This window comes from Streptomyces toxytricini, assembly GCF_014649915.1.
Taxonomy (GTDB): Bacteria; Actinomycetota; Actinomycetes; order Streptomycetales; family Streptomycetaceae; genus Streptomyces; species Streptomyces toxytricini.
In genome coordinates this window covers 77,778-98,992 of sequence record NZ_BMTY01000003.1, presented here as the reverse complement: position 1 = coordinate 98,992, position 21,215 = coordinate 77,778, and the positions used below count along the sequence as shown (strand labels likewise).

Here is a 21,215-nt window from a genome sequence, read left to right as displayed (position 1 = left end):
GGTTTCCGGCAACCGGCAACAGGCCTTCCCCTTGTAGATCAACGCCGCGGCTCTCGTACACAGAGCGCGTATCAGTACTGCCCTCTTCGTAGTCGATCCATGCCTCGGATCCCCGACCGGTGCCCCGGACCGCGGATCGAGCTGGCGACGGTCCTGAGAATTGCGCGCCGCGTGCCGTTCGTCAAGGCCCCCTGCTCCGTGCGGATCATCTCGGACACCCGGCACGGGGCAACGATGATCACCCTACTCCCCCACGGGAGCTGGGCAAATCAGGCGCCGCGGGTACGCCGAAGGGCGACCACCCGTGCGGGTGATCGCCCTTGGCAGGGGCCCTGAGGGGCCCCGGGGTGTTACTTGACCTCGACGGAGGCGCCGGCGCCCTTGAGGGCCTCGGCGGCCTTGTCAGCGGCCTCCTTGTTGACCTTCTCGAGGACCGGCTTCGGGGTGCCGTCGACGAGGTCCTTGGCCTCCTTCAGACCCAGGGAGGTCAGCTCGCGCACGACCTTGATGACCTGGATCTTCTTGTCGCCGGCGCCGGTGAGGATGACGTCGAACTCGTCCTTCTCCTCGACGGCCTCGGCGGCCGGGGCACCCGGGCCCGCGATGCCGGCAACGGCGACCGGGGCGGCGGCGGTGACGTCGAACTTCTCCTCGAAGGCCTTCACGAACTCGGCGAGCTCGATGAGGGTCATCTCCTCGAACTGAGCGAGCAGGTCGTCCTGAGACAGCTTCGCCATGATGGGCGATCCTTCCACTAATTCGGCTGGTGCCGAGATGTATCGAAAGGCGGGCGTAACGGCCCGCTACGACCCGCGCACTAGGCGGCGCGGATCAATGCGCGAGCCGAATTACTCGGCACCGCCCTGCTCGTCCTGCTTGGCACGAAGCGCTTCCACGGTGCGGACGAGCTTCGAGGGCAGCGCCTGGAAGAGCGCGGCAGTCTGGGACTGCTTGCCCTTCATGGCACCGGCCAGCTTGGCGAGCAGAACCTCGCGGGACTCGAGGTCCGCAAGCTTCTTGATCTCGTCGGCGGACAGCGCCTTGCCGTCAAGGACACCGCCCTTGATGACGAGCTTCGGGTTGTCCTTGGCGAAGTCACGCAGAGCCTTCGCCGACTCCACCGGGTCACCGGTGACGAAGGCGACCGCGGTCGAACCAGCAAGGTGCTCGTCCAGCGCGGTGATCCCGGCCGAGTTGGCCGCAATCTTGGTCAGCGTGTTCTTCACCACGGCGTACTGGGCGTTCCCACCGAGCGAACGGCGCAGCGTCTTGAGCTGCGCAACGGTGAGCCCCGTGTACTCGGTCAGCACAGCGGCGTTCGAGCTGCGGAACATGTCCTCCAGCTCGGCTACCGCGGCAGCCTTGTCGGGCCTTGCCATAGAGCGTCGGCCTCCTTCCGGGTGATGAGGACCGCGCAGAAGGGGCTGGACAAAACAAAGCGCCCCGGGCGCAGGCGCACGGGGCAACGCTCGACCAGGATCGAAATCCTGGGAGCCTTCCACAGTCACCTGCGCGGGTCGCCCGCTTTCAGCGGATCCTTCGGCCACCGCCCCCTTGCGGGCGCGGCAACGACCAGCGGTCTTTGGCTTCCGTGGAACTGTACGTGACCGCGTCCCGGGAGGGCAAATCGCCCTCCCGGGCTCCCTGCGGGCGCCGCCCCGGGCAGGGCCGGGCGACGGCGGGCGCAGGCGGCGCGGGGCCCGTACGGGCGCCCCGTCAGCCCTCCTGGGCCAGCTGGGCGAGGTCCACGACCTGGTCGGCCGGCGGGGCCGCGATGTCGACCGGCTTGTTGACGTCGAGGAACTTGACGGTGATGTCCATCGGGCCCTCGGTGCCCTCGCCGCGGGTGCGGAACTGCCTGGTCTGGTGGTTCTCGTCGATCCAGATGTCCATGGCCAGGCTCTTGATGCCCTGGGCCTCCAGCGCCTGAAGGTTCTTGCCCCGCCGCTCCTTGGCCTCGGGCGTGCCCGCGGCGGAGGCGGCGCGCAGCTCGTCCAGCGTGACGGTGCCGCTGAGGTGGGTGGTCTTCTGGCCGTCGACGGTCTCCTCGCCGACCTTCTTCAGGTCCTTGGCGGCGCTCATGTCGCCGGCCCTGTCGCCCGGGTTCTCGCCCTGCTGGGCGCCGCCGAGCCGGTCGAGCTTCTTGGCCGCCTCCGGGTCGAGGGACTTGAGGTCGAACTTCAGGTACTTGCCCTCGGAGCCGAGGTACAGGGCGCCGTCGAGGAGGCGGATGTCCACGCTCTCGCCGGGCTTCTGCGGGTTCGCCATCTTCATGGCCATGGCCGCGGTGGGCTTCAGGCGCATGGAGGCCTCGCCGGAGATGGTCTGCCCCCCGGCCGTGCCCGCCATGGTGTAGCGGACGGAGGTGATCTCCGCCGCCTTCGCCTTGGTCTGCTCCAGGAAGGCCGCCGGAGTGACCTCGGCCGGCTTCGGCGCGGCCGGGGAGGGCGCCGCCGCGGCGCCCTCCTTCCCGGCGCCTCCGGCGCCCTTGCCGTCTTCGCACGCCGTGGCGCCGCCGGCCAGCAGCACGGCGGCCAGGACCGCCCCGGCGGCCTTCTTGCGGTACGCGTTCATCTCGTTCCCCACCCCTGATGCAGTGATCGTCGTCTCGCGGGCCTGTCGCACCGGCCGCGAGACAGCAGTGACTCTACGCCACGCGTATGACACTCCTCGCACAGGGATCGAACAGCCGGAAAAGGGAACGGGCCCTCCGCCCCGGTGAGGGGGCGGAGGGCCCGTTCAAGGTGCCACTGGCGGGCCGCATTGCGGCCCGGAGCCGTCAGGCTCAGACCGCGGCCGGGTCCTCCTCGACGAGGAGGTTGCGGGTGCGGTTCGGGTCCAGCTGGATGCCGGGGCCCATGGTGGTGGTCAGGGCGGCCTTCTTCAGGTAGCGGCCCTTCGCGGCGGACGGCTTCAGGCGGAGGATCTCCTCCAGGGCCGCACCGTAGTTCTCGACCAGCTGCTCATCGGAGAAGGAGACCTTGCCGATGATGAAGTGCAGGTTCGAGTGCTTGTCGACACGGAACTCGATCTTGCCGCCCTTGATCTCGGTGACGGCCTTGGCGACGTCCATGGTGACGGTGCCGGTCTTCGGGTTCGGCATCAGGCCACGGGGACCGAGCACGCGGCCGAGGCGGCCGACCTTGCCCATGAGGTCCGGGGTGGCGACAACCGCGTCGAACTCGTTCAGGCGGTTGCCCTTGGCGATCTCGTTGATCAGCTCGTCGTCGCCGACGATGTCGGCGCCGGCGGCAGTCGCGGCCGCAGCACGGTCACCGGTCGCGAAGACCAGGACCCGGGCGGTCTTACCGGTGCCGTGCGGGAGGTTCACGGTGCCGCGGACCATCTGGTCGGCCTTGCGCGGGTCAACACCCAGGCGGAAGGCGACCTCGACGGTGGCGTCGAACTTGGTGGCGGACGTCTCCTTGGCGAGACGGACGGCCTCGAGCGGGGCGTACAGCTTCTCCCGGTCGACCTTGGCGTCCGCAGCGCGGAGGGTCTTGCTGCGCTTCACTTCTGCTCCTGTTTTTTCGCTTCAGGCATGGAGTCGTGGTCCGGGCCAGCGCTTGGCCCTGCCACTTGGTGGTGCGGGAAGGGGGCTGTTCAGCCCTCGACCGTGACGCCCATCGAGCGCGCGGTGCCAGAGATGATCTTCATGGCGGCGTCGATGTCGTTGGCGTTGAGGTCGGGCATCTTCAGCTCGGCGATCTCGCGGACCTGGGCGGCCGTCAGCTTGGCGACCTTGGTCTTGTGCGGCTCGCCGGAGCCCTTGTCCACGCCCGCGTGCTTCAGGATGAGGCGCGCGGCCGGCGGGGTCTTGGTCACGAAGGTGAAGGTGCGGTCCTCGTAGACCGTGATCTCCACCGGCACGACCATGCCGCGCTGCGACTCGGTCGCGGCGTTGTAGGCCTTGCAGAACTCCATGATGTTGACGCCGTGCTGACCCAGCGCGGGGCCGACCGGCGGGGCCGGGTTGGCGGCACCGGCGTTGATCTGGAGCTTGATAAGCCCCGTGACCTTCTTCTTCTTGGGAGGCATTGCTCTCTCCGGGTCCTAGTGAGAGTTTTTCGCCGCCGATCCGGTCATCCGGATGGAGGCATACCGCACCACGATAACGGGTATCGGTGCGGGGCTCGAAACCGAGCAGGTCAGACGAGCCCCGAGGGGGCTGTCTGACCTGTCCGGAAGCTGTGGTTCAGAAGATCAGTTCTTCTGGATCTGGTCGAAGCTCAGCTCGACCGGGGTCTCGCGGCCGAAGATCTCGACGAGGCCCTTGACCTTCTTCGAGTCCGGGTTGATCTCGTTGATCGTCGCCTGGAGGGTCGCGAACGGGCCGTCGGTGACGGTGACCGAGTCGCCGACCTCGAAGTCGAGGACCTCGATGGTGCGCTTGACGGCCGGCGCGGGCAGCCCGGCCTCCTCGGCGGCCTGCTTGGCGGCCTTCTCCTGCGCCTCCGGGGCGAGCATCTTGACGATCTCGTCCAGGGTCAGCGGGTACGGGTCGTAGGCGTTGCCCACGAAGCCGGTGACGCCGGGGGTGTTGCGGACGACGCCCCAGGACTCGTTCGTCAGGTCCATGCGGACGAGCACGTAGCCGGGCAGCTTGTTCTGCCGGACGTTCTTGCGCTCGCCGTTCTTGATCTGGACGATCTCTTCCTCGGGCACCTCGGCCTGGTAGATGAACTCCTCGACGTTCAGCGAGACGGCGCGCTGCTCCAGGTTGGCCTTCACGCGCTTCTCGTAGCCCGCGTAGGTGTGGATGACGTACCACTCGCCGGGCAGCAGGCGCAGCTCGTCGCGGAGCGCCTGGACCGGGTCGACGGGCTCGGCCTCCTCGGCCTCGGCGTCGGCCTCCTCGGCCTCGGCGTCGGCGGCCTCGACCTCGGCGTCCTCGGCCGGGGCGTCCTCGTGCTCGGCGTCGGCCTCGACCTCGTCCTCGGCGTGCAGCGCGGCGTCCTCGGCGCCGGCGAGCTCGGCCTCGTCCGGCTCCACAGCGTCTGCCGCCTCGACGGTGTCGAGCTCGTCCTCGACGGACTCGACGGAGTCGTGGCTCGCGTTCAGGTTCGGGTCAGACACGGTGGCTGCTTCTTCCTGGATACAAAAGGTGGTGGAACATGCGAAAAGGGGCGGCACCCATCAAGGCGCCGCCCTCCGCGGGGATCAGCCGAAGACGAACTTGATGGCTTCCTGGAACCCATAGTCAATCACGGTCACCAGACCGATCATGATGACGACGAAGACAATCACCACGGTGGTGTACGTCGAGAGCTGCTTGCGGGTGGGCCAGACGACCTTGCGGAGCTCCGCGACGATCTGGCGGTAGAAGAGCGCGAGCCGGCCCAGAGGACCCTTCTTGCCGCGCTTGCCGCCCTTGCGGGCCTTCTTCTCGCGGGCTTCGTCCTCGGCGTCAGGCTTGTCGATGGAGCCCAGGGCGTCCGTCACGTCTCTCACCTGAATCCGGGTCGGGGCCGTGGCCGCGCCCGGTTGCGCCGCACGGCGTTGCATCGAAGTACGTACCTGCGCACACATCCGAGAAGGAGTGTGGAGCAGGGCCGGAGGGACTCGAACCCCCAACCGCTGGTTTTGGAGACCAGTGCTCTACCAATTGAGCTACGACCCTATGTGCACCCCAACCTACCGCATCCGGGCGAGTGCACGGAGTGCTCACGCTCTGGAGTGGTCGGCGAGGTCCAACGACAGGTGAGTGTACGTGCTCGAGGCCCTGACGTCGAACGGAGCGCGTGATCCGGCCGGTCCGTCCGGTGTCCGGAACGGTGTGCCGCCGCCGCAGGCCGTCTGGGACGATGGCCGCATGACCTCTGCAACGCCTTCCTCCGAGCGCCGCGTGTCCGCCCGTATCGGCGCCATCTCCGAGTCCGCCACCCTCGCCGTCGACGCCAAGGCCAAGGCCCTGAAGGCCGCCGGGCGCCCGGTCATCGGCTTCGGTGCGGGCGAGCCCGACTTCCCGACCCCGGACTACATCGTCGAGGCGGCGGTCGAGGCCTGCCGCGACCCGAAGTTCCACCGCTACACGCCGGCGGGCGGCCTGCCCGAGCTGAAGAAGGCCGTCGCCGAGAAGACGCTCCGCGACTCCGGCTACGAGGTCGACCCCTCGCAGGTGCTGGTCACGAACGGCGGCAAGCAGGCCATCTACAACGCCTTCGCCGCGATCCTCGACCCGGGTGACGAGGTCATCGTCCCGGCCCCGTACTGGACCACCTACCCGGAGTCCATCCGCCTGGCCGGCGGCGTGCCGGTCGAGGTCGTCGCCGACGAGACCACCGGCTACCGGGTCTCCGTCGAGCAACTGGAGGCGGCGCGCACGGAGCGCACCAAGGTCCTCCTCTTCGTCTCCCCCTCGAACCCGACCGGCGCGGTCTACGGCGAGGAGGACGCGAAGGCGATCGGCGAGTGGGCCGCCGAGCACGGGCTGTGGGTCCTGACGGACGAGATCTACGAGCACCTGGTCTACGGCGACGCGAAGTTCACCTCGCTGCCGGTGCTGGTCCCGGCGCTGCGCGACAAGTGCATCATCGTCAACGGCGTCGCGAAGACGTACGCGATGACCGGCTGGCGCGTCGGCTGGGTCATCGGCCCGCAGGACGTGGTCAAGGCCGCGACGAACCTCCAGTCGCACGCCACCTCCAACGTCTCCAACGTGGCGCAGGCCGCCGCGATCGCCGCCGTCTCGGGCGACCTGGACGCGGTCGCGGAGATGCGGAAGGCCTTCGACCGCCGCCGCCAGACGATGGTCCGGATGCTGAACGAGATCGACGGCGTGTTCTGCCCGGTCCCCGAGGGCGCCTTCTACGCGTACCCGTCGGTCAAGGAGCTGCTCGGCAAGGAGATCCGCGGCAAGCGCCCGCAGACCTCCGTCGAGCTGGCCGCGCTGATCCTGGACGAGGTCGAGGTCGCGGTCGTCCCGGGCGAGGCCTTCGGCACCCCGGGCTACCTGCGCCTGTCGTACGCCCTGGGCGACGAGGACCTGGTCGAGGGCGTGTCCCGCATCCAGAAGCTCCTGGCCGAGGCCAAGGCCTGACCCCCGCTCCGGAGCGGCGCCGTCCCCACGGGGGCGGCGCCGCTCCGTCGTTTTCCGGGGCCCCCGGCGTTGAGGCGCGCGGTCCGGGCGGAGCCCCGGCGGGGTCCGGGGCCGCGGGCCCCGGTTTCGGGAAGGGGCGGGGTGGGGCACGGCTCCGCGCAGCGGCCGGCCACCACCACCGATCCCGCGTTCGGGCGCGACCCCGATCGGGAAAACCCTCCCGCCGAGCGCCGCGGTACGGCAGGATCTCCAGATGGAGCACGTACGCGATCTCACGCTTCTGCCGAAGGCCCACCTGCACCTGCACTTCACCGGGTCCATGCGCCCGTCGACCCTGCTGGAGCTCGCCGACAAGTACGGCGTGCGCCTCCCGGACGCGCTGACCGCCGGGGAGCCCCCGAAACTCCGCGCCACCGACGAGCGCGGCTGGTTCCGCTTCCAGCGGCTGTACGACGCCGCCCGGTCGTGCCTGCGCGGGCCGGAGGACATCCGGCGGCTGGTGCGGGAGGCGGCGGAGGAGGACGTCCGCGACGGGGGCGGCTGGCTGGAGATCCAGGTCGACCCGACCTCGTACGCCCCGCACCTGGGCGGGCTGATCCCGGCGGTGGAGGTGATCCTCGACGCGGTCGAGTCGGCGTCGCGGGACACGGGCCTCGGGATCCGCGTGCTGCTCGCCGCGAACCGCATGAAGCACCCCCTCGACGCCCGTACGCTGGCCCGCCTCGCCGTCCGGTACGCCGACCGGGGCATCGTCGGCTTCGGGCTGTCGAACGACGAGCGCCGCGGCATGGCCCGCGACTTCGACCGGGCGTTCGCGATCGCCCGGGAGGGCGGTCTGCTGGCCGCGCCGCACGGCGGCGAGCTGACGGGCCCGGCTTCGGTGCGGGACTGCCTGGACGATCTGCATGCCGCGCGGATCGGGCACGGGGTGCGGGCCGCGGAGGATCCGGCGCTGCTGCGGCGGCTGGCGGACGCGGGGGTGACGTGCGAGGTGTGCCCCGCGTCGAACGTGGCGCTCGGGGTGTACGAGCGGCCGGAGGACGTGCCGCTGCGGACGCTGTTCGAGGCGGGGGTGCCGATGGCGCTGGGTGCGGACGACCCGCTGCTGTTCGGGTCGCGGCTGGCCGCGCAGTACGAGATCGCCCGCCGGCACCACGGGTTCACGGACGCGGAGCTGGCGGAGCTTGCGCGCCAGTCGGTGCGGGGGTCGGCGGCGCCGCACGAGGTGCAGGACAAGCTGCTGGCGGGGATCGACCACTGGCTGGCGACTTAGGACAGGCCCTGGGGGCCTGTCCGGGCTCCCCCGGGCCCGGCGGGCCCCGGGTTCAGCGGGCGCGGGTGAGCCGGAGGTCGCCCTGCCAGCAGTCGGCGCGCACGCGGGCGCCGTCCTCGAAGGAGAGCTCCAGGCGGGCGCGCCCGGCGCCGGGCGCGGCGTATTCGGCGACGCCGGCGACGGTGGCGCCGACGTGGGGCAGGAGGGCGTGGTCGCCGAGGTCTTCGCCGACGTCGATGCGGCCCCACTCCCCCATGTCGTACGGCTCGTGGGGGGCGGCGGACTCGACGATGAGGCACCGGTCGGAGCCGGTGCTGATGCGGGTGGAGTCGCCTTCGCTGTCGATCAGCCAGACGTCGAGGGGGGCCTCGGAGCGCTCCCCCTCGCAGACGTGCCAGGACGCGACGATCCGCCGGATCGTGCGTCCCACCAGGCGGGCGGGGTCCGTTCCGGCCCCGTGCAGTGGGCAGTGCATGGCGGCGCCGGGGCTCCTTCAGAGGCTGACGCCGACCGTCACCGGCTCGTTGACGAGGGTGACGCCGAAGGCCTCGCGGACGCCGGCGACGACTTCGCGGGCGAGGGCGAGGAGGTCCTCGGTGGTGGCCTCGCCGCGGTTGGTCAGGGCGAGGGTGTGCTTGGTGGAGATGCGGGCCGGGCCGGTGCCGTAGCCCTTGGTGAAGCCGGCCTTGTCGATGAGCCAGGCGGCGCTGGTCTTGGTGCGGCCGTCGCCGGCGGGGTAGGCGGGCGGGACGGTGCCTGTGCCGAGGCGGGCTTCGACGCGGGCGAGGAAGGCGGCGAAGGCCTCGTCGCCGAGGATCGGATTGTGGAAGAAGGACCCGGCGGACCAGGTGTCGTGGTCGTCGGGGTCGAGGACCATGCCCTTGCCGGCGCGCAGCCGCAGGACGGTCTCGCGGGCGGTGGCTGCCGGGACGCGGTCTCCGGCTTCGACGCCGAGGGCGCGGGCGGTCTCCGGGTACTTGATCGGCGCGGACATCCCGCCGGCGTCCTCCAGCTCGAAGCGGACGCGGAGGACGACGTACCGGTCGGGCTCGTGCTTGAAGAGGCTGTCGCGGTACGCGAAGGCGCACTGGGCGGCGCTCAGGGTGACCGTCTCGCGCCGGAGGCGGTCGTATGCGACGACCTCCGTGATGGTGTCGCAGACCTCCTGGCCGTACGCGCCGACGTTCTGGATCGGGGTCGCACCGGCGGAGCCGGGGATTCCGGCGAGGCATTCGATGCCGGCGAGGCCGGCTTCGACGGTGCGGGCGACGGCGTCGGACCAGTTCTCGCCGGCGGCGAGCTCCAGGCGGGTGCCGTCGAGGTGGAAGCCGGTGGTGGCGATGCGCAGGGCGGTGCCGTCGAAGCCGCGGTCGCCGATGACCAGGTTGCTGCCGCCGCCGATGACGAGGAGCGGGGTGCCGCTCTCGTCCGCGGCGCGGACGGTCTCGACCACTTCGGCGTCGGTGGTCGCGGTGACCAGCCGGGTGGCGGGGCCGCCGAGGCGGAAGGTGGTCAGGGGGGCGAGGGGGGCGTCGTGGAGTTCCTGCACGTGGACAAGAGTACGGTCCGTGCCCCCCGCATCCCTGCGGGGCCACGGACCGTACGGGTGCCGGTGCCGGTGCCGGTGTGGCGGCCGGTCAGGCGAGGGCGACGACGGCGCGGGAGCGGCCGAGGACCTTCTGGCCGGCGGCGGTGGCGACGAGGTCGACGCGGACCTGGTTGCCGTCGAGCTTGGCGGCCACCTTGGCGGTGACGTCGATCACGGCGCCGGTGCCGTCGTCGGGGACGACCACGGGATTGGTGAAGCGGACGCCGTACTCGACGACGGCGCCGGGGTCGCCGGCCCAGTCGGTGACGACGCGGATCGCCTGGGCCATGGTGAACATGCCGTGGGCGATGACGTCGGGCAGGCCGACCTCCTTGGCGAACCGCTCGTTCCAGTGGATCGGGTTGAAGTCGCCGGAGGCGCCGGCGTACTGCACGAGGGTGGCGCGGGTCACGGGGAAGGACGCGGCGGGCAGCTCGGTGCCGACCTCGACGTCGTCGTACTTGATCTGCGCGGTCATCGTCAGGCCTCCTCGGGGGCGCGGGAGACGAGCTTCGTCCACGCCGTCACCACGTGTTCGCCGGTCTCGTCGTGGACCTCGCCGCGGATGTCGATGATGTCGTTGCCCGCCATGGTCTTCACGGCCTCGATGGTGGAGGTCACGGAGAGGCGGTCGCCGGCGCGGACGGGGCGGGTGTAGGCGAACTTCTGGTCGCCGTGCACGACGCGGCTGTAATCCAGGCCGAGCTGCGGGTCGGCGACGACCTGCCCGGCGGCGGCGAAGGTGATCGCGAACACGAAGGTCGGCGGGGCGATCACGTCCGGGTACCCGGCGGTCTTGGCGGCCTCGGGGTCGGTGTAGACGGGATGGGCGTCCCCGACAGCCACCGCGAATTCGCGGATCTTCTCCCGGCCGACCTCGTAGGGATCGGTGGGCGGGTAGCTCCGCCCGACGAAGGACTGGTCGAGCGCCATGGCTCCCTACCTCCTGGTTGAACAAGTGGAAATGATCGCGGAAACGACACGAGGCCGCCCCCCTTTGCAGGGGACGACCTCATGACGTTGCCTGAATCGGAGACTTCGCCGGTGTCAGCGGGTCTCGCGGTGCGCCGTGTGCGAGTTGCAGCGCGGGCAGTGCTTCTTCATCTCAAGACGGTCCGGGTTGTTGCGCCGGTTCTTCTTGGTGATGTAGTTCCGCTCCTTGCACTCCACGCAGGCCAGCGTGATCTTCGGGCGGACGTCGGTGGCAGCCACGTGAGTGCTCCTTGACGGACTAATGGACGGATCGAACGCATAAAAGAGTAGCCGATCGGGAGACCGACCCCGCAATCGGCTACTGTGGGTAGCGGCGACCGGACTTGAACCGGTGACACAGCGATTATGAGCCGCTTGCTCTACCGACTGAGCTACGCCGCTTTGATGTGATCGGCTCCCCGCCCTAAGGCGGGGGGCCTCTCTCACCAGAGCCCCAATGCGGAATCGAACCGCAGACCTTCTCCTTACCATGGAGACGCTCTACCGACTGAGCTATTGGGGCGAGCGAGGAAGACATTACACGGTTGCCCGCCGATCGCCCAAATCCATTGCCGGGGCCTGCCCGCGGGGCCCCTGCCGGGCCTTCGCGGACCGGGCCGCGGCCGGGCGCGCAGGGGCCGGAAGGGCATCGCGAAGGGCGTTGCGGAGGGCATCGCGGCGGTTGTCGCGGGCAGCCGCGGGGGTGGGCACGGCGGTACGGCATTGCGCTCCTCCGCGATGCCGGGAGCCCCGCGCCCAGGCCGTCTCTTTCGGATCTTGCCGGTCAAGCCCGCGTCGTCCGGTGCCGTGCACCGCAAGGCGGAGGGCCGTCCGCGTACCGGGGTGCGCGGACGGCCCGACAACGCGGCGAGGCGCGGTGCCGGACGGCGTGGGTCAGGCAAGATCCGGAGGAGACGGCCTAGGCTCGCCGGAACGCGTGATCTTGGGCCGCGGGCCGAGCCGACCGGTCCGGGACCGCCGCCCCGAGCCCCCGCAGGAGCGCGATGTCCGACAGCCAGCCGCCGCAGCCGCCCCCGTCCCCCCGCAACGGCCGCGGCGACGGCGGCGGCCAGGCCCCGCGGCCCCCCGGCGGCGCACCCTCCCCCGACGCCTCCAGGGGCCGCGGGCCCGGGCCGGGACGCCCGCCCGGCCCCGCGGCGGCCGCCGCCGCCGAGTCCGCCGCCCTGCTGCTGGCCGGCGCCCGCCTCGCCGACGGCCGCCTGGTCGACGTACGGCTCGGCGGCGGCCGCATCCAGGCCGTCGGGGCGGCGGGCAGCATGCCCCCCGGCGCCTCGGCCCGCGTCGACCTCACCGGCTGGCTGCTGCTGCCCGCCCCGGCCGAGCCGCACGCCCACGGGGACACGGCCCTGACCGCCGACTGCGCCGGGCCCGTCTCCTACGCCCCCGACGAGGTGCAGCGGCGGGCCACCGAGGCCGCCCTCCTCCAGCTCGGCCACGGCGCCACCGCCGTCCGCTCCCACGTCCGGATCGGCGGGGCGCACGGCCTCGGACCGCTTGAGGCCGTCCTCCAGGCCCGCCGCTCCCTGCGCGGCCTCACCGACCTGACCGCCGCCGCCGTGCCCCGGCTGCTCACCGGCACGGCCGGCGCGGACGGGCGCGCCATGCTCCGGGACGCCGTCCGCATGGGCGCCGCGGTCGTCGGCGGCTGCCCCGACCTCGACCCGGACCCGGCCGGCCACCTCGAAGCCGTCCTCGGCCTCGCCTCCGAGCACGGCTGCCCCGTCGACCTGCACACCGACGGCGGCGACCCGGACCGCCTCGCCCGGATCGCCGCCATGGCCCGCGGGCTGCGCACCGGCGTGGTGATCGGCCCCTGCGGCGGGCTGTCGCGGCTGCCGCTGGAGGCGGCGCACCGGGCCGCCGACCGGCTGGCCGAGGCGGGCGTACGGGTGACCTGCCTGCCGCAGGGCGACTGCGCGGCCCTGGAGCGGCGCGGCCTGCGCACCGCCCCGGTGCGGCTGCTGCGGGCAGCCGGGGTGCGGGTCGCGGCCGGGAGCGGGGCGCTGCGCGACGCCGGGAACCCGGTCGGCCGCGGCGACCCCCTGGAGGCCGCGTACCTGCTGGCCTCCCAGGGCGGGCTGCGGCCCGCGGAGGCGTACGAGGCGGTCGGCTCCGCCGCCCGGGAGGCGATGGGCCTGCCGGAGGTGCGGGTGGAGCCGGGGGCTCCGGCAGAGCTGCTCGCCGTGCGCGGGGACCGGATCGCCGGAGTGCTCTCGCTGGCGTACAGCCGGATCGTGGTGCACCGGGGGCGCGTGGTGGCCCGTACGAGCGCGGTGCGGGAGTACTGCGACTCGGCGGTCGCGGCGGCCCTCGACCTGCCCCGGCAGGGCCGGATGGAGCCGGGCCCCTGAGCGGGCGGCGGCCGTGCGGGGGCGGGCGGGCCCGGGTCGTCGTACGGTCGCCTCATGCGCATCGTCATCGCGGGTGGACACGGTCGGATCGCGCTGCGGCTTGAGCGGCTGCTCGCCGCGCGCGGGTACGGGGTCGCGGGCATCGTCCGCGACCGCACGCAGGAGGACGACCTGCGAGAGGCGGGCGCCGAACCGGTGCTGTGCGACCTGGAGTCGGCCACCGTCGACCACGTGGCGGGCATCCTGGCCGGCGCGGACGTCGCCGTGTTCGCGGCCGGCGCCGGACCGGGCAGCGGGGCCGCCCGCAAGGACACGGTGGACCGCGGCGCGGCGGTCCTCTTCGCCGATGCGGCCGAACGGGCCGGTGTCCGCCGCTTCCTGATGGTCTCTTCGATGGGCGCGGACGCCCGCCACGAGGGCGGTGAGGTCTTCGACGCCTACCTGCGGGCGAAGGGCGAGGCGGACGACCACCTGCGCACCCGCCTCGGCCTGGAGTGGACGGTGCTGCGGCCCGGCTCGCTGCTGGACGAACCGGGGACCGGCCTGGTGGACCTGGCGGCCGCGACGGGCCCCGGGGCGGTGCCCCGGGACGACGTGGCGGCGGTGCTGGCGGAACTGGTGGAGACGCCGGCGACGGCGGGCCTGACGCTGGAGCTGGTCTCCGGCCCGTTGCCGGTGCCGGTGGCCGTGAAGGCGGTGGCGGGCAACTGAAGCCCCGCCCGAAGCACCTGAGAACGGCTCAGAAGTCGGCGGTGACCTTGTCGTCGGACCGCCCGACGGAGTCCTGCGCGAACTGCTCCTCGTAGACGGAGCGGATCCGCTCGATGCGGGCGCTGCGGACGCCTGCGTCCGTCTCCGGGTACAGCAGCACGACCTCGTAGGACTGCTCCCGGATCATGGCGCCGTCGCCGGCGCGCCAGCGGCCGACGCCGTCGAGCACCGTCAGCCCCTCCGGGAACGCGGGGGTGATCTCCCGGTCGAGGAACCGGGTGAACTCCTGCTCGGTGACGGGCGGCAGGCCGCCGGGGCGGTCCGTGCCGAAGTACAGGCGCGTCTCCCGGTACGGCTCGGGCGCCGGCCCGTCCAGGGCCGCTCCTACGATGGCGGGGATGCCTGCGCCGATGAGGGCGGCGAGCACGCCGCCTCCGACCTTCCCGCGGGTGTCTGAGATCCACTTCACGCAGGATGAACGAACAGGGGGCGGGGACGATGCGGCGGTTGCGGGGCTCGGACGTCGAACGGGCGGCGGCCGGCATGGTGTCGGCCCTGTCGCCGCACGGCGGCCGGGACTGGACAGTCCGGGCGGGTTCACTCGACTGGACGTGCCGGACGACCGCGGCGCACGTCGCGCACGACCTGTTCGCCTACGCGGCCCAGGTCGCCGCCCTGCCGGCCGACGGCTACCTCCCCCTGGACCTGCACGTACGGCCCTCGGCCCCGCCTGCGGAGGCGCTGCGCGCGGTGACGGCGTCGGCCCGGCTGCTGAGCACGGCCGTCGACGCGGCGGCCCCGGACGCCCGCGCCTGGCACTGGGGGCCCTGCGACCCGGCCGGCTTCGCGGCGATGGGCGTGGCGGAGGTCCTGCTGCACACGTACGACATCGCGCAGGGCCTCGGCCTGGACTGGCGCCCGCCGGCCGACCTGTCGGCCCTGGTCCTGGCCCGCCTCTTCCCGGACGCCCCCGCCGACGCCCCGCGCCCGGACGCCCTGCTGTGGTCGGCGGGCCGCACGGCCCTCCCGGACCGCCCGCGCCGCACGACCTGGACCTGGCAGGCAGCCCTGCCGCAGGAGGACTAGGCCGAGTCCATGACGGCCTCGACGATGTTCGAGATCCAGTGCCTGATCCGGTGCCACCGGCTGCAGAACCGCTTCGGCCTGCGCCGCCCGCCGTCGACCAGCGGCTTCCCGCACCGCCGGCACAGCCCCGCCCTGTACGTCCTCCCACCCATGCCCCGACCCTAACCCGCCACCCGGGCAACGCAGAACGGCCCCTGATCGCGTTTCCGCAGATCAGGGGCCGTTCCTCCAGTGTGGCGGCGCCAGGATTCGAACCTGGGTAGGCTAAGCCGACGGATTTACAGACTTCTCACCCTGCACCTTGGGCAGCCGGACTGACGTGCAGCGATTGCACTTCGCGAGCCAATCGAGGACCAGCTCGTCCACGTGCCGTCCACGGTCAGTCTGCGGCCTGGCCCTCCCGCGGGATTTCGGCGACGAAGCGGCAAGCTGCCAAGCCGAGGGTCGCCAATCCAAGGAATGCGCCTCCAGCACCGCCCAGGACAACCTTGACCTCGGCGCCCACGACGGAGAGAACGAAGCCGGCGGCGATTGCCGCACAGGCACTGCCCAGCACAACGATCGCCAGCAGCACACCTCGCCCCGCCATGGTGTTCACGCTCATCCGGTCCTCCTTCCCAGCGCCCCTTGGCGCCGAGTCCGACATCGAGACCGGCCTCGTCAGGCCGGAGGAGTAGAAGGTCCCAGACCTAAAACCGCAGGTCAAAAGCCCGAAATAACAGTCCTGCTGGAGAAGTTCAGCCATAGCGATGGACAACGGAAGTGCCCCTGCAGTAGACAATGCGATGCTGCGCTGTAGTCCCCCATCGTCAGCGAAGGCAGGGAAGGAACCGCCTGCCAACTGCAGGGACCCCTGTGCACTGCTGGACCCCCGTCTCGCCTGCAAGAAGGTAAAAAACCTTGCTGACGCCTACTCAGCTTGTCGCCGTCGAGGCCCTGAACGCGGCCGCAAACCGGGCAGCCCGACACGGCAGGGTCTCCTTCGCCCCGAGCTTCGTCAGGTCACTTGCGCCTGACACCCTTCCGCCACTGGCCCGGCTGATCAGAGGCGGCAGAGGGGGCGAGGTTCGGCTGAAGATCTACCTCTGCCTGGTGATGATGGCGACCGCTGATCCGTTCAACATCAAAAACCCGCCTACGCCAACCGCTTGGTGTCGCCGCCTGGCCTTGCCCTCCGACTCCGGGCCACGCCGAGTCACCAGCAATATCAAATGGCTCGCCGAGAATGGATTTATAGAGCTAGGACCGCGCCGCGGGTACGCCCCTCCCTCAATCCAGCTCGTGTCGCTTGAGGAAAAAGGTAAGCCCTTCGAGCGGGCAAGTCTAATGGGCCGGTACGTGGGAATCCCGATCGAGTTCTGGAGGAACGGCTGGATTATTGCGCTATCCCCTACTTCCATCGCCCTGCTCTTTGCCTTGCTGGAGTCTCAGGGCGGATACTCAGAGCCGCGATATGTACCGAAGCAGCGACGCTCCGAGTACGGCTTCTCCCACAACACCTGGACCGAGGCACGGAAGGAACTGGAGGAACACAAATTCCTCACTGTTTCACGCACACCACAAGGGAGCGATTTCGACTACCAGAGGCTCCGAAATTCCTATTGGATCGAGCAGTCCCGGTTCATGGACAAGCCCGGATCGCCACTAAGGTCACACGAGCATGGGACAGACTGAAGCGCACTTCGCTAGACCCCGCAGGCGTGACCGCCCGGACCATCACCCGCCCGCGTGGCGTCCACGGCAAGCGAATCGAGTTTCCGGAAACCACGCCCGCGGGATCGCCACGCGTGCCAGAATCGCCACGTGGATGATTCTCGAACCCTGGACGAAATCCTTCAGGACCCTCAGGGGCTGTCAGAGGCCGAGGTCGAGCGCATACGGCTGGACCGGCTGCTCGGCGTCACAGCGATCCTCCTGAGCCAGCGCGGTCATCACGAGGCCGCCACCTTGCTGGCCGAGGCAGCATCAGCGGAGCGCAACTACCAGGACAAGGACTGGGGCGTTGAGTTCTATGAGGTTGCGCTCGACGTCGACCCCAGCCTCGTGGAGCGATTCACAGAGGATGTGCACGCACTGATCCTCGAAACCATCCAGGAGGCTGTCGAGCGCGAGACTTATGGCGTCAGCGTGCTCCGCATACGCCCAATACTCCCCGCGGTAGAGCCCAACTGGCGTGCAAACGTACGGGCCGACAGGGGAACCCACGTGAGCAACCAGGCACGGAAAGTGCGGTCAGACCCTCAGCACCCCATAGAAGATCGTCTGCACTTCACGAACCTCTGGGAGCATCGGGTCTATCGAACACTGAAAGCAATTCAGGCGACACTCGAAGACAGTGAGACTATCGGCATCGCACCTCTTGCAGGCATCAGAGTTCGCGACCGCGTATTCGAGCCAGACTTTCTGATCACCTACAAAGGTCACGCCGGGGTGATCGAGATCGACGGCCCCTACCATCAAGGGCAAAGTTCAAGCGACAAGAGCCGCGATCGACAACTCCTACACGCTGGTGTGAAATATGTGGATCGCCTTGATGTACGCGACGTGAACTCGGAGACGCAGGTCGAAAAGTTTCTCCGCGATTTCCTCAGAATGCTCGGATCCTAGCGTTCATTATTCACCTTTCCCGCCAGGGTCGCCAGGTGCGCTTGGAAGTCGTTGCTCAAGCTCTGAAGCACCATCCGACCCTTTTCGGCTGTGGAGTGTGAAGGGAATCCAATCACTCCGCTCTTGGTGTATTCCTGCATCCCCAGAGTGAGTAGGAAGGGGCGGTCAGCCGCCTCGTGATCTGCCGCCTCGTAGCCAGGACGCACCAGAGAGGGCTCAGCATGAAGCAGGATCGAGGTTTCGATCTCGCCGGCGTGCATGTCGTCGTGGGCGCTACTGGACAAACCCGCGTGTTCGCGGGCTCGGCTCCACTCCCGGCTCTGGGGGAAGAGACTCATCCGCGGTTCGGTCAGATTAGCTTCCTGGACGATGTTGGAGAGCACGTAATTGCCCCCATGGGCGTTGACCAGGACTAGCTTGTGGATGCCGGAAGCTTCCAAAGAGGCGGCGATGTCCGTGATGACCGCGTGCAGTGTCCGGGCGCTGATGCTGACTGTGCCCGGCCATGTCCCGTGCTCGTGGCTGCACGCGATCGAGATGGGGGGCAGGACCAGGACCGGGTAAGCGGCAGCGATTTCACGGGCGATGATGCAGGCGATGGCCGTGTCCGTGATGAGCGGCAGGTACGGCCCGTGCTGCTCGTATGACCCGACCGGGAGTACGGCCACGCCGGGGGCCTGTTCCTGGACGTCGACGGTCGTGATGTTGGGAAGCAAGGTCACAGCTCTCCTCCGGTCGAGTCAGCTCGCCCTCATAGTGCCCAGAAGCCGGTTCAGTTCAGCAATCTCCACCAGCTTCTTCCACGGTTCGAGGAGCGGCTGAAGGCGGAGTAGCTCCGCCAGGATGCGCGCCGAGCCGGTGGCCTGCGCGATGGCTGCGGCTTGCGATGCGGCGTTCAAGGCGCCTTCGAGGTCTTCGAGGCGTGCGTACGCGGTGGAAAGGCGGGCCAGGCACAGCCCCCGGTCGCGCTGCTGCTCTGCCGGCCACCGCGTCAGGCTCGCTTCGAGTGTCCGCACCGCTTGGTCCGGCCGGCCGAGCTGGAGCGCGCAGTTCGCCGCCTCCATGTCGATGTACGACAGCGAGCAGTACGGGGCGAGTCCCGCGGGGTCCTGCGCCCGGTCGGCAAGGCGCCGCGCTTCATCGAGCGAGCGAGCGCTCTCGTCGCCGTGCCCAAGCAGCGCGTCCGAGTAGGCGCGCGCCCGAAGCGCGACGGCCCGGACGTCGGGGGGTAACTTGCCGGCTTGCCGCAGTGCGGCGTTGGCGAGGCCGAGGGCGTATCCGGCCTGACCGGCTTCCGCGGCGATGTTGCTCCGCCGCTGGAAGACGTAGGCGCTGAGGCCCGGGTCGTCCAGCTCGGCGGCGTAGTCCAGCGCTCGATTCGTCCACAGCATGGCGGCTTGCGAGTCGCCCGTGTCCTGGTGCAACCACCCGAGGAGTTCCGAGTAGCGCGCGCCCACTCGGACCGCGTCGTCACGCAGCGGGCCCTGCGCTTCCTTGCACAGCTCCTCGATCAGCGGCAGCTGACTCTGAACGGCAGGCACAAGGAATCGTGCGCCGACCAGCGGCTCCGCCTGAACGTGCTGGACGAAGACGGCCTTCAGGTAGGCCAGAACCCCCGGACTGGCTTCCGGCGAGGCGGAACGCGGTGCAGGAAGCGACGGCAGGGTGTCCAACTGGGAGGGCGCCACCTCCACAGCAAGGCCCAGCTCCATGCGGGTGGCCTGGTAGACCTCGCAGAAGAGCTGCTGGTAGTCCGACCCGGGCTCACGTCGCCCGTTCTCGAACATGGAGAGCTGTGTCTTCAGGCTGGTCCGGGAAGGCAGCTGGATGCCGAGCCGCGGGGCGGCGTCTTCCATGGCGTCCATCAGCTCCGCCTGAGTCCATCCCGCAGCGGCCCGTGCCGCCTGAAGCTTCGTCTTCATCGCTCCCCCGGTGCCGGTGACGCCCTGGCGCCCATCATGTCCAAGCAGGCTGCTGACGTGGGGAGTTAACAGGTAACAGGGGCTGACTGTTAACCCTGTCCACTGTGGAACGGCGCGAAATGCGGCCTACTGGTTCTCGTCAGACGGGCCCGACCGAGCGGCTTCCAGCCGCTCGACCCGGCCCTGGAGCTCGGAGAGCTGGGAGGTGAGATGAGCAACGTGTTCCTGGAGGTCGCGCAGTCCAAGCGCGGTTTCCCGCGCGGTCGGGTCGCCCTTCTTCGGGTCCAGCACGTACGTCCCGCTGCCCTGCCGGCCGACGACCAGGCCGTCTTCGGCGAGCTGCTTGTAGGCGCTCTGGACGGTCATCAGGCCAACCCCGAGTTGCTTCGCAAGCCCCTTAGCTCCAGGCAGGGGGGAGCCGGTCGGATAGACGCCGGCGCCGATGTCGTTGCGGAACTTCGCGGCGATGTCCTTGGCAGACGGGGGCTTCTCCGGGTTCCAGTCCATGACTAGAGCCTAACCAACCTAGGTCATTTTCAGCACTCGCCGCGGACCGCTTGACCCGACCAAGCGACCTAGGTAACTTCATCTCAGCCGAGTAACCTAGGTAACTCGCACCGGTCTCGCATGCCTGGGACCGCGGATCAAGGCGGGGACGCTGCAATCCCGCTGAAGGCCAGGGGACAGGGCTTAGGCCCGACTGGCGAGGTCGCCCGGTGACCGCGAGCAACGGCCGGAGGGTGGGGACACAGGTCCCCCTTGCAGTGCAACTCATGTGCACATCGTCTTTGGAGGTTCGAAGTGATCCGTTCAAGACCCTTGGCCGCTGACCTGCTGGACCGGCGAGTCAGCGTCGCCCTTCGCGTCTTCCCGATCCGCCGCGCAAGCGCACCGGAAACGCCGGTGATTCGCGGAGTCGGGACGCCGCGGCCGTAGAGCCGCGGCCGGTTGCCTCTTCCGCCCGTCCGTCGCTTCGGCGGCGTACGGGCGGGGTGGGGGAGCTGGAGTCTTCCTGCTTCACGGCGAAGCCCCGGTGCGCGAACACCGGGGCTTCTGTTCGGGCCCGTTCCTGTGTGAGAGGAGCAAGACCCAATGAAGTCCATCGTTGCACGTCAGATGCCCGTTACCGCGCTGCCGCCGGATCTGGAGCCGACGGACGCGGAGCTGGACGCGATCGAGGCCGAGATGCCGGTGGTGCTGGCCGAGGTCGAGTTGTTGGACGCGCTGATTGCGCTGCTGGACCGGCCGGCGTCGGAGTTCGAAGGCCGCCGGATCCGCCGGGCCCGCCGGCGGGTACTGGCGGCCCGGCGGGCCGCGGCGAACAAGGCGCCCAGGTCCGCCGGGGAGGTGGCGTGATGGCGCGGGCGCAGATGGTCTGCCGGTCTGGCCGGTGGCGCCTGTACGTCATCGAGCACGGCCGGCCCGAGTGGCCAACGCACATGTTCACGGGGGCCGTGGTGCCCACGCTCGCGGAGCGCTCCGGGGCCCTGGGGGCCCTGGGCTTCGCGTTGGCGGGCGTGGCGGGGTGGTCGTGGGTGGAGGACGCCGAGCAGTACGGCGACCCGGACTCGCCCGTGCTCCTGATCGCCGCGGCGGACGTCGTCCCGGCTGTCGGGGGTGCGGCGTGAGCGCGGGCCAGGCGCTA

At 70.2% G+C, this 21,215-nt stretch carries 27 protein-coding genes and 4 tRNA genes; 10 read left to right on the top strand and 21 right to left on the bottom strand.

The features are described 5' to 3' along the window. Window positions 1-350: 350 nt before the first annotated feature. The 8 genes from rplL to IE170_RS04510 form a co-directional block, all read right to left on the bottom strand. A complete protein-coding gene (rplL, locus tag IE170_RS04545) occupies window positions 351-737 on the bottom strand; it encodes a 50S ribosomal protein L7/L12 (protein WP_189808006.1) in 387 nt (128 codons plus the stop codon). 111 nt (window positions 738-848) lie between these two features. Then, window positions 849-1,379 carry a 50S ribosomal protein L10 gene (gene rplJ, locus IE170_RS04540; protein WP_114053720.1) on the bottom strand — a complete coding sequence of 177 codons (531 nt, stop codon included), beginning with the start codon at window positions 1,377-1,379 and terminating at the stop codon, window positions 849-851. Between the two features lie 337 nt (window positions 1,380-1,716). After that, window positions 1,717-2,574: an SCO4651 family lipoprotein gene (locus tag IE170_RS04535; RefSeq protein ID WP_223856161.1), complete on the bottom strand. Its 858-nt coding sequence runs from the start codon at window positions 2,572-2,574 to the stop codon at window positions 1,717-1,719. 211 nt (window positions 2,575-2,785) lie between these two features. Next, window positions 2,786-3,514 carry a 50S ribosomal protein L1 gene (gene rplA, locus IE170_RS04530; RefSeq protein ID WP_114053718.1) on the bottom strand — a complete coding sequence of 243 codons (729 nt, stop codon included), beginning with the start codon at window positions 3,512-3,514 and terminating at the stop codon, window positions 2,786-2,788. Window positions 3,515-3,603: 89 nt separating this feature from the next. Further along, a complete protein-coding gene (gene rplK / locus IE170_RS04525) occupies window positions 3,604-4,038 on the bottom strand; it encodes a 50S ribosomal protein L11 (protein WP_189808005.1) in 435 nt (144 codons plus the stop codon). Between the two features lie 165 nt (window positions 4,039-4,203). Continuing rightward, a complete protein-coding gene (nusG, locus tag IE170_RS04520) occupies window positions 4,204-5,076 on the bottom strand; it encodes a transcription termination/antitermination protein NusG (protein ID WP_189808004.1) in 873 nt (290 codons plus the stop codon). A gap of 84 nt (window positions 5,077-5,160) precedes the next feature. Then, the gene (gene secE / locus IE170_RS04515) at window positions 5,161-5,442 is read right to left on the bottom strand and encodes a preprotein translocase subunit SecE (RefSeq protein ID WP_114053715.1); all 282 of its coding nucleotides are present in this window, start codon (window positions 5,440-5,442) and stop codon (window positions 5,161-5,163) included. 105 nt (window positions 5,443-5,547) lie between these two features. After that, window positions 5,548-5,620: transfer RNA gene (locus tag IE170_RS04510), tRNA-Trp, on the bottom strand. Between the two features lie 192 nt (window positions 5,621-5,812). Between IE170_RS04510 and IE170_RS04505 the strand changes: the two genes are divergently transcribed. After that, complete coding sequence (locus IE170_RS04505; protein ID WP_189808003.1) at window positions 5,813-7,039, top strand: pyridoxal phosphate-dependent aminotransferase; 1,227 nt, start codon at window positions 5,813-5,815, stop codon at window positions 7,037-7,039. 253 nt (window positions 7,040-7,292) lie between these two features. Further along, complete coding sequence (locus IE170_RS04500) at window positions 7,293-8,312, top strand: adenosine deaminase (protein ID WP_189808002.1); 1,020 nt, start codon at window positions 7,293-7,295, stop codon at window positions 8,310-8,312. Window positions 8,313-8,364: 52 nt separating this feature from the next. Here the strand turns inward: IE170_RS04500 and IE170_RS04495 are convergent, their stop codons facing one another. The 7 genes from IE170_RS04495 to IE170_RS04465 form a co-directional block, all read right to left on the bottom strand. After that, window positions 8,365-8,787 (bottom strand): hypothetical protein, encoded by a 423-nt coding sequence (locus tag IE170_RS04495; protein WP_189808001.1) that lies wholly within the window; start codon window positions 8,785-8,787, stop codon window positions 8,365-8,367. An 18-nt stretch (window positions 8,788-8,805) separates the two neighbouring features. Then, window positions 8,806-9,861 (bottom strand): UDP-N-acetylmuramate dehydrogenase, encoded by a 1,056-nt coding sequence (locus IE170_RS04490; RefSeq protein ID WP_189808000.1) that lies wholly within the window; start codon window positions 9,859-9,861, stop codon window positions 8,806-8,808. An 88-nt stretch (window positions 9,862-9,949) separates the two neighbouring features. Next, window positions 9,950-10,378 (bottom strand): MaoC family dehydratase, encoded by a 429-nt coding sequence (locus tag IE170_RS04485; protein ID WP_114053710.1) that lies wholly within the window; start codon window positions 10,376-10,378, stop codon window positions 9,950-9,952. A 2-nt stretch (window positions 10,379-10,380) separates the two neighbouring features. Next, on the bottom strand, window positions 10,381-10,833 hold the full coding sequence (locus IE170_RS04480) for a MaoC family dehydratase N-terminal domain-containing protein (protein ID WP_189807999.1): 453 nt from the start codon (window positions 10,831-10,833) through the stop codon (window positions 10,381-10,383). Window positions 10,834-10,947: 114 nt separating this feature from the next. Beyond that, on the bottom strand, window positions 10,948-11,112 hold the full coding sequence (gene rpmG / locus IE170_RS04475) for a 50S ribosomal protein L33 (protein ID WP_003956487.1): 165 nt from the start codon (window positions 11,110-11,112) through the stop codon (window positions 10,948-10,950). 89 nt (window positions 11,113-11,201) lie between these two features. Continuing rightward, a tRNA-Met gene (locus IE170_RS04470) sits at window positions 11,202-11,274 on the bottom strand. A 48-nt stretch (window positions 11,275-11,322) separates the two neighbouring features. Next, a tRNA-Thr gene (locus tag IE170_RS04465) sits at window positions 11,323-11,395 on the bottom strand. A gap of 481 nt (window positions 11,396-11,876) precedes the next feature. Between IE170_RS04465 and IE170_RS04460 the strand changes: the two genes are divergently transcribed. Beyond that, on the top strand, window positions 11,877-13,244 hold the full coding sequence (locus IE170_RS04460) for an amidohydrolase family protein (protein ID WP_189807998.1): 1,368 nt from the start codon (window positions 11,877-11,879) through the stop codon (window positions 13,242-13,244). A gap of 54 nt (window positions 13,245-13,298) precedes the next feature. Beyond that, the gene (locus tag IE170_RS04455) at window positions 13,299-13,955 is read left to right on the top strand and encodes an SDR family oxidoreductase (protein ID WP_189807997.1); all 657 of its coding nucleotides are present in this window, start codon (window positions 13,299-13,301) and stop codon (window positions 13,953-13,955) included. 28 nt (window positions 13,956-13,983) lie between these two features. Here the strand turns inward: IE170_RS04455 and IE170_RS04450 are convergent, their stop codons facing one another. After that, window positions 13,984-14,424: a DUF3574 domain-containing protein gene (locus tag IE170_RS04450; RefSeq protein ID WP_189807996.1), complete on the bottom strand. Its 441-nt coding sequence runs from the start codon at window positions 14,422-14,424 to the stop codon at window positions 13,984-13,986. Window positions 14,425-14,429: 5 nt separating this feature from the next. On the opposite strand from IE170_RS04450, the gene IE170_RS04445 reads away from it, so the two are divergent. Continuing rightward, complete coding sequence (locus tag IE170_RS04445) at window positions 14,430-15,041, top strand: maleylpyruvate isomerase N-terminal domain-containing protein (protein ID WP_223856163.1); 612 nt, start codon at window positions 14,430-14,432, stop codon at window positions 15,039-15,041. Window positions 15,042-15,050: 9 nt separating this feature from the next. After that, on the top strand, window positions 15,051-15,206 hold the full coding sequence (locus IE170_RS04440) for a hypothetical protein (RefSeq protein WP_189807995.1): 156 nt from the start codon (window positions 15,051-15,053) through the stop codon (window positions 15,204-15,206). 69 nt (window positions 15,207-15,275) lie between these two features. Here IE170_RS04440 and IE170_RS04435 read toward each other — a convergent pair. Further along, a tRNA-Tyr gene (locus IE170_RS04435) sits at window positions 15,276-15,352 on the bottom strand. A 68-nt stretch (window positions 15,353-15,420) separates the two neighbouring features. Further along, on the bottom strand, window positions 15,421-15,645 hold the full coding sequence (locus IE170_RS04430; protein ID WP_189807994.1) for a hypothetical protein: 225 nt from the start codon (window positions 15,643-15,645) through the stop codon (window positions 15,421-15,423). 296 nt (window positions 15,646-15,941) lie between these two features. Between IE170_RS04430 and IE170_RS04425 the strand changes: the two genes are divergently transcribed. Both IE170_RS04425 and IE170_RS04420 read left to right on the top strand, forming a co-directional pair. After that, window positions 15,942-16,715 carry a hypothetical protein gene (locus tag IE170_RS04425; protein ID WP_189807993.1) on the top strand — a complete coding sequence of 258 codons (774 nt, stop codon included), beginning with the start codon at window positions 15,942-15,944 and terminating at the stop codon, window positions 16,713-16,715. 129 nt (window positions 16,716-16,844) lie between these two features. Continuing rightward, window positions 16,845-17,648 carry a hypothetical protein gene (locus IE170_RS04420; RefSeq protein WP_189807992.1) on the top strand — a complete coding sequence of 268 codons (804 nt, stop codon included), beginning with the start codon at window positions 16,845-16,847 and terminating at the stop codon, window positions 17,646-17,648. Here IE170_RS04420 and IE170_RS04415 read toward each other — a convergent pair. The 3 genes from IE170_RS04415 to IE170_RS04405 all read right to left on the bottom strand — a co-directional run bounded on the left by IE170_RS04415 (window position 17,645) and on the right by IE170_RS04405 (window position 20,077). Then, window positions 17,645-18,370: a creatininase family protein gene (locus IE170_RS04415; RefSeq protein ID WP_189807991.1), complete on the bottom strand. Its 726-nt coding sequence runs from the start codon at window positions 18,368-18,370 to the stop codon at window positions 17,645-17,647. The two genes, IE170_RS04420 and IE170_RS04415, sit on opposite strands and share 4 nt — an antisense overlap. An 18-nt stretch (window positions 18,371-18,388) precedes the next feature. After that, on the bottom strand, window positions 18,389-19,570 hold the full coding sequence (locus tag IE170_RS04410; protein WP_189807990.1) for a helix-turn-helix domain-containing protein: 1,182 nt from the start codon (window positions 19,568-19,570) through the stop codon (window positions 18,389-18,391). A 126-nt stretch (window positions 19,571-19,696) separates the two neighbouring features. Further along, complete coding sequence (locus tag IE170_RS04405) at window positions 19,697-20,077, bottom strand: GntR family transcriptional regulator (protein ID WP_189807989.1); 381 nt, start codon at window positions 20,075-20,077, stop codon at window positions 19,697-19,699. 585 nt (window positions 20,078-20,662) lie between these two features. On the opposite strand from IE170_RS04405, the gene IE170_RS04400 reads away from it, so the two are divergent. Then, the gene (locus IE170_RS04400) at window positions 20,663-20,926 is read left to right on the top strand and encodes a DUF6284 family protein (protein WP_189807988.1); all 264 of its coding nucleotides are present in this window, start codon (window positions 20,663-20,665) and stop codon (window positions 20,924-20,926) included. Further along, window positions 20,926-21,198: a DUF6303 family protein gene (locus IE170_RS04395; protein WP_189807987.1), complete on the top strand. Its 273-nt coding sequence runs from the start codon at window positions 20,926-20,928 to the stop codon at window positions 21,196-21,198. Before IE170_RS04400 ends, IE170_RS04395 begins: the two co-directional genes overlap by 1 nt. Window positions 21,199-21,215 lie beyond the last annotated feature (17 nt).

Bases quoted from the DNA above. Each gene is read 5' to 3' on its own strand.
- IE170_RS04460 (WP_189807998.1), top strand. From the start codon at position 11,877: ATGTCCGACAGCCAGCCGCCGCAGCCGCCCCCGTCCCCCCGCAACGGC.
- IE170_RS04405 (WP_189807989.1), bottom strand. From the start codon at position 20,077: ATGGACTGGAACCCGGAGAAGCCCCCGTCTGCCAAGGACATCGCCGCG.
- IE170_RS04495 (WP_189808001.1), bottom strand. From the start codon at position 8,787: ATGCACTGCCCACTGCACGGGGCCGGAACGGACCCCGCCCGCCTGGTG.
- IE170_RS04440 (WP_189807995.1), top strand. From the start codon at position 15,051: ATGACGGCCTCGACGATGTTCGAGATCCAGTGCCTGATCCGGTGCCAC.
- IE170_RS04395 (WP_189807987.1), top strand. From the start codon at position 20,926: ATGGCGCGGGCGCAGATGGTCTGCCGGTCTGGCCGGTGGCGCCTGTAC.
- rplJ (WP_114053720.1), bottom strand. From the start codon at position 1,379: ATGGCAAGGCCCGACAAGGCTGCCGCGGTAGCCGAGCTGGAGGACATG.
- IE170_RS04535 (WP_223856161.1), bottom strand. From the start codon at position 2,574: ATGAACGCGTACCGCAAGAAGGCCGCCGGGGCGGTCCTGGCCGCCGTG.
- IE170_RS04400 (WP_189807988.1), top strand. From the start codon at position 20,663: ATGAAGTCCATCGTTGCACGTCAGATGCCCGTTACCGCGCTGCCGCCG.
- IE170_RS04505 (WP_189808003.1), top strand. From the start codon at position 5,813: ATGACCTCTGCAACGCCTTCCTCCGAGCGCCGCGTGTCCGCCCGTATC.
- rplL (WP_189808006.1), bottom strand. From the start codon at position 737: ATGGCGAAGCTGTCTCAGGACGACCTGCTCGCTCAGTTCGAGGAGATG.
- IE170_RS04430 (WP_189807994.1), bottom strand. From the start codon at position 15,645: ATGAGCGTGAACACCATGGCGGGGCGAGGTGTGCTGCTGGCGATCGTT.
- rplK (WP_189808005.1), bottom strand. From the start codon at position 4,038: ATGCCTCCCAAGAAGAAGAAGGTCACGGGGCTTATCAAGCTCCAGATC.
- IE170_RS04485 (WP_114053710.1), bottom strand. From the start codon at position 10,378: ATGACCGCGCAGATCAAGTACGACGACGTCGAGGTCGGCACCGAGCTG.
- IE170_RS04480 (WP_189807999.1), bottom strand. From the start codon at position 10,833: ATGGCGCTCGACCAGTCCTTCGTCGGGCGGAGCTACCCGCCCACCGAT.
- IE170_RS04500 (WP_189808002.1), top strand. From the start codon at position 7,293: ATGGAGCACGTACGCGATCTCACGCTTCTGCCGAAGGCCCACCTGCAC.
- IE170_RS04410 (WP_189807990.1), bottom strand. From the start codon at position 19,570: ATGAAGACGAAGCTTCAGGCGGCACGGGCCGCTGCGGGATGGACTCAG.
- IE170_RS04445 (WP_223856163.1), top strand. From the start codon at position 14,430: ATGAACGAACAGGGGGCGGGGACGATGCGGCGGTTGCGGGGCTCGGAC.
- IE170_RS04455 (WP_189807997.1), top strand. From the start codon at position 13,299: ATGCGCATCGTCATCGCGGGTGGACACGGTCGGATCGCGCTGCGGCTT.